General features: G+C 72.3%; 1 protein-coding gene. It reads left to right on the top strand.

Annotated features, from left to right (window positions below):
* On the top strand, positions 1-260 hold a 260-nt coding region (locus tag J0695_RS43280; protein ID WP_206970269.1), incomplete at both ends, for a pyridoxamine 5'-phosphate oxidase family protein.

Genomic DNA, 260 nt, shown 5'->3' with positions numbered 1-260 from the left:
CACCGGGCGGTCCTGCTGACCACCCGGTCCGACGGCCGCCCCCCGGGCTCCCCGCTCACCTGCGGCGTCGACGACGCGGGGCGGCTCGTCATCTCGACGTACCCCGCACGGGCCAAGACCCGTCACGCCAAGCGGGTCGACCGGGTGAGCCTGATCGTCCTGTCCGACGAGTGGGACGGGCCGTGGGTGCAGATGGACGGCTCGGCCGAGGTGATCGACTCACCGGACTCTGTCGAGCCGCTCGTCGAGTACTTCCGCAC

The organism is Streptomyces beijiangensis, from assembly GCF_017315755.1.
GTDB classification, from domain to species: Bacteria; Actinomycetota; Actinomycetes; order Streptomycetales; family Streptomycetaceae; genus Streptomyces; species Streptomyces beijiangensis.
This window is presented reverse-complemented; position numbering and strand designations above follow the sequence as displayed.